The sequence below is a fragment of the Roseateles sp. genome (assembly GCF_052436255.1).
Classification (GTDB): domain Bacteria; phylum Pseudomonadota; class Gammaproteobacteria; order Burkholderiales; family Burkholderiaceae_C; genus Pelomonas.
This window is the reverse complement of the sequence record NZ_JBQVNP010000258.1, coordinates 1-4,266: the sequence shown is the minus strand read 5'-3', so window position 1 is coordinate 4,266 and position 4,266 is coordinate 1. Positions and strand designations below refer to the sequence as shown.

General features: G+C 65.2%; 5 protein-coding genes. 4 read left to right on the top strand and 1 reads right to left on the bottom strand.

Going from position 1 to position 4,266, the window contains the following annotated elements:
- The 4 genes from ACT6S0_RS27065 to ACT6S0_RS27050 form a co-directional block, all read left to right on the top strand.
- On the top strand, positions 1–694 hold a 694-nt coding region (locus tag ACT6S0_RS27065; RefSeq protein ID WP_444766825.1), incomplete at its 5' end, for an LrgB family protein.
- A 5-nt stretch (positions 695–699) separates the two neighbouring features.
- Positions 700–1,281 (top strand): GNAT family N-acetyltransferase, encoded by a 582-nt coding sequence (locus tag ACT6S0_RS27060; protein WP_444766824.1) that lies wholly within the window; start codon positions 700–702, stop codon positions 1,279–1,281.
- A 208-nt stretch (positions 1,282–1,489) separates the two neighbouring features.
- Positions 1,490–3,328 (top strand): hypothetical protein, encoded by a 1,839-nt coding sequence (locus ACT6S0_RS27055; protein ID WP_444766823.1) that lies wholly within the window; start codon positions 1,490–1,492, stop codon positions 3,326–3,328.
- 95 nt (positions 3,329–3,423) lie between these two features.
- A complete protein-coding gene (locus ACT6S0_RS27050) occupies positions 3,424–3,888 on the top strand; it encodes an OsmC family protein (protein WP_444766822.1) in 465 nt (154 codons plus the stop codon).
- A gap of 5 nt (positions 3,889–3,893) precedes the next feature.
- Here the strand turns inward: ACT6S0_RS27050 and ACT6S0_RS27045 are convergent.
- A partial coding sequence (locus ACT6S0_RS27045) for a flagellar brake protein (RefSeq protein WP_444766821.1) occupies positions 3,894–4,266 on the bottom strand: 373 nt, incomplete at its 5' end.

The following is a 4,266-nucleotide window of genomic DNA, read 5'->3' as shown; positions in this document are numbered from 1 at the left end:
GTTCCTGGCCCAGTCGCCGCTGTTGTGGCTGTCGCTCACGCTGCTGGCGTACCTGGGCGCGCTGTGGCTGCATGCGCGCAGCGGGCGCAATCCGGTGGTCAACCCGGTGCTGGTGTCGGTGATCGTCATCGTCTCTGTGCTGCTGCTCACGCGCACGCCCTACGACACGTACTTCGAGGGCGCGAAGTTCGTGCATTTCCTGATCGGCCCCGCCACCGTAGCGCTGGCTGTGCCGCTGTACGGGCAGATCGACCGGCTGCGGCGGCTGTGGCTGCCCATCGGCGTGGCGCTTCTGGTGGGCTCGGTGGCGGCCATCGTGTCGGCCGTCGGCATCGCCTGGGTGCTGGGCGGCTCGCACGAGCTGATGATGTCGCTTGCGCCCAAGTCGGCCACCATGCCCATCGCGATGGGCGTGGCCGAGAAGATCGGCGGGCTGCCTTCGCTGGCGGCGGTGGCCGCGGCCATTGCCGGCATCTCGGGCGCGATCATGGCCACCGGGCTGCTGAACCTGCTGCGCATCCGGGAGCCGGCGGTGCGCGGCTTCGCGGTCGGCATGGCCGCGCATGGCATCGGAACGGCGCGAGCCATCCAGGTGAACGAGACGGCGGGCGCCTTCTCGGCGCTGGCCATGGGGCTGAACGGCATCGCCACCGCGCTGCTGGTGCCGCTGATCGTCAAGCTGATGGGAGCCTAGGCAGGATGGCGAAGCCCGTACCGGGGGCATATCCGATGGAACTGGTCTGGCCTGCGAGGGCCTACCTGGCCAGCTATGTGTCGGCGCTGAACCGCGGTTGGGCGCGCGACGAGACGCGGCCCGAGTCGGGCGCCGAGGAGCGCGCGGCGATCAAGGCCGACCCCGACCGCTTTCTTGCCAGCCTCGTGGACCGCGAAGCCAGGGGAGGGCGCATCCGCATGCCCGACGGCTCCAAGGTACGGCGCCTGCCGGGCTACAAGTGCTGGATGTGGGACGGCGAGTTCTGCGGCAGCATCGATCTGCGCTGGCAGCCCGGCACCGATGCCTTGCCGCTCTACTGCCTGGGCCACATCGGCTACAACGTCGTGCCCTGGAAGCAGCGCAAGGGCTACGCAACGCGCGCGCTGGGCTCGATGCTGAGGCTCGCCGCCGGCGAAGGGCTGGGGCGTGTCGAGATCACGACCAGCCCGGACAACTTCGCCTCGCAGAAGGTGATCGCGGCCAACGGCGGCGTGCTGGTCGAGACCTTCATCACGCTGCCGAGCCAGGGCAGCCTCACCAAGTTCCGCTACCGCATCGATCTCTGAGCGCGGTTGAGTCGTGCGGCAACATCCTCGGATGCGTGAGGACTGTCTTGTCATCCATTCGATGCTGTCTTGGGCGTGCGGCAAATTGTTACCATGCGCGTCATGAGCTGGACGGACGATGCTGCGTCGCACGTAACGTGCAGCCTGCATGTACACGTGCCAAAAGGCACGGACGGCCGGAGTGGCATCCTGAGGGGGAGATCGGAAGATGTTTCGTGTGCTCGTCGTGTTGGTTGTCGCATGCGCGCTCAGCGGCTGCGACAAGTTGACTGCTCCATTCACTGCCTCAACGGATCGAATTGGCAAGGCGTTTCCGGTCTCGGAGGAGGTTCAACTGGGGATGAGCAAGTTGCTCGCATCGGTGGCTGGCGACGACAAGGAAACGCGCTCCTTGCAGGAGCAATACGGTCGGCTGCTGCAGGTCAGGGCACTCACGTGCACGGCGGCATCGGGCATTGGACGCTTCGATACGCCGTCGGATATCCGGAAAAAGATTCAGGACGGAAGTTGCTTTCGTGAACAGGACGCGCAACTGGTCGACTGGGTCGGGCTCCGCCGCGTGTCCGTGCTGTTGGGCAAGCCGCCGTTGTACCCGCGGGTCGAACTGCATGCCAGACAGGCGCTGCCCGCGGAAAAGAATAAGGGTGCCGGTACCGTCGGCATCGTGACATCGGCGGAGTCCAATGTCGCGCTGCTTAAATCCGGTAGCGGCACCTTCAATGCCGTCCGGCTGCCCGACGGAAAGCCGATACAGACCTTCACCGTGGCGAACAACAGTCGCCCGGGCTTTTCGCTGTCACCCAACGGCCGGGTGCTGGCCGCGCCGTCCGACACAAGCCCGGGGCTGAGGCTGATCGAGGTCGAAACCGGCATTGCGGTGTGGAGCACCGACAAGTACCAGAGCCTCGTAACTTGGCTCGCGTCCCTGAACGCACTGGTGCTGATCCAGAGCTCGCAGGGGCAGCAGACCGTGATCGTCGACGCGCTGAACGGCAAGGAAACGATCTATCCGTTGGCCGAGAAGCGTGCGACATGGGCACTGGCACTGCCGGGTGACGAAAACCGGCGCTTGGTCGGCGGTGTCGGCAGCGTGGCGGTCATGGCGCATGTTCGCGAGCCGGATGGCGCGTTGTCCGCAACGCAGGTGGCCTTCTGGCGCCTCGCCAGATCGCTTTCATCATCGTCTTCCCCCTTCCTCATGGACAACGGAAAGAAGGCGTACTACTTCGATGCGAGAAATCTCGCCTGGATCGACCTGGCTTCGGGTGAGCAGGGTTTCTGGGAGACATCGGCCCTGCACCTCACGCATGGCTACGCGAAGCTCGACGAGACATCGATCCTTCTTGCCAGTTCGGCGCCGGGGACCTACACCAGCCAAGGCAAGATGGTTGACGTGCAGCAGCGCACAGTGGCACCGGTCCCCGGCTATCAGCCGGGTGACGGGATACTCCTGCCGCTGACGCCCCGAAGCGGGTACATGAGATACGGCGCCGTCACGACCATCGGAGGCGACGACGTCGAAGCCGGCCCCCCGGAAGATCTGCAGAAAGCGATAGCAGCCGCGCAACTCGAGACCCAATTGGCGAAGCTCGCACCGGCGGCTCCGGCTCCGGACTCCGTTCAGGTGGTGGCGCCGCTCTTGACCCACGTACCGCAGGATGCGCAGGTGGCAGTGGTCGGCGTCTACGAGGCGAAGGGCAGGGCCCGGGGGGCCGAAGCTGGACGTGCGCTGAATGTCGTGCGCGTCAACGTGATGCCTGCATCGACGTCGCTAGTGCTCGTGCTGTCGAGCTATGAGCCGGTGCGCTGGGTCATCCAGAACAGCGGTAGAAAGATCTCGGCCATCCTGATCTCGGGCTACCACCCGTCGGAAGCACTCGGCGCCGGCACTGCGCCGATCTTGAAGATCGGTTCCACCTTTGCCTACAAGATGGAAAGCGCGGAGTACGAGAAACTGAAGAAGGACGTGAGGCGATACGTATCGAACCCCGTGCGGTCTTTCCAGGGAAGCTACACCGGGCAAGACTTCTCCGTTTCCGGGTTTTGAGGGTTTGATGGTTTTTCAGCCAAGCAAATGCTGAAGGGCGCAGCCCGGCCTGGCGCAGAATCGCACTCCCGCAAACCGAGCCGGAGAAAAGATTCATGGCCCAGTACACCGCGGAAATCCTCTGGCTCCGGGGTGAGCAGGACTTTCTCGCAAACACCTACAGCAGGCGGCATTCGCTGCGCTTCGATGGAGGCGCGGAAGTGGCGGGCTCGTCGTCGCCGCATGTCGTGCCGCTGCCGATGTCGGATGCCTCGGCGGTCGATCCCGAGGAGATGTTCGTGGCCTCGCTGTCGAACTGCCACATGCTGTGGTTCCTCACGATGGCGGTGAAGCGCAAGTTCGTCGTCGACCGGTATTTCGACGCGGCCACAGGCGTGATGGAGAAGAACGCCGAGGGCAAGATGGCGATGACCGTCGTCACGCTGCGGCCGGAGGTGGTTTTCTCCGGCGACAACCTGCCGACGCGCGAGCAGATCGAGCAGATGCACCACCGGGCGCACGAAGAGTGCTTCATCGCCAACTCGGTGAAGACCGAGGTGCGCTGCGAACCGGTGTTCTGACGGCGTCAGCCGACCAGCGAGCGGCTCTTCATTTCGAGCCGTGTGACCAGGCGCTGCAGGGCGGTTTCGGCGCCCGGCGGCAGCGCCAGGAAACGGAAGCCCAGCTGGTGCTGCAGCGCGCCGTTCGGCAGCGTGGTGGAGCGGCTGGACACGAGTTCCATGTCGAGCGTGAGCCGGCCGAGCGTGCCGAGCGACAGTTCGCAGTCCCGGAGGTATGAGCCGATCGGCAATGTGGCCGCGCGTTCGTCCCGGGTGCGAAGGCCGACGCCGCCGAGCGACAGGTCCTGCACTTCGAAGGAGAACTCGTCGCCCTTGGGCAGGCTGCCCGTGCATGTGTACGAATCGGCGATCGGCGCATCGACGCGGAAATACTCGCGG

Bases quoted from the DNA above. Each gene is read 5' to 3' on its own strand.
- ACT6S0_RS27060 (WP_444766824.1), top strand. From the start codon at position 700: ATGGCGAAGCCCGTACCGGGGGCATATCCGATGGAACTGGTCTGGCCT.
- ACT6S0_RS27055 (WP_444766823.1), top strand. From the start codon at position 1,490: ATGTTTCGTGTGCTCGTCGTGTTGGTTGTCGCATGCGCGCTCAGCGGC.
- ACT6S0_RS27050 (WP_444766822.1), top strand. From the start codon at position 3,424: ATGGCCCAGTACACCGCGGAAATCCTCTGGCTCCGGGGTGAGCAGGAC.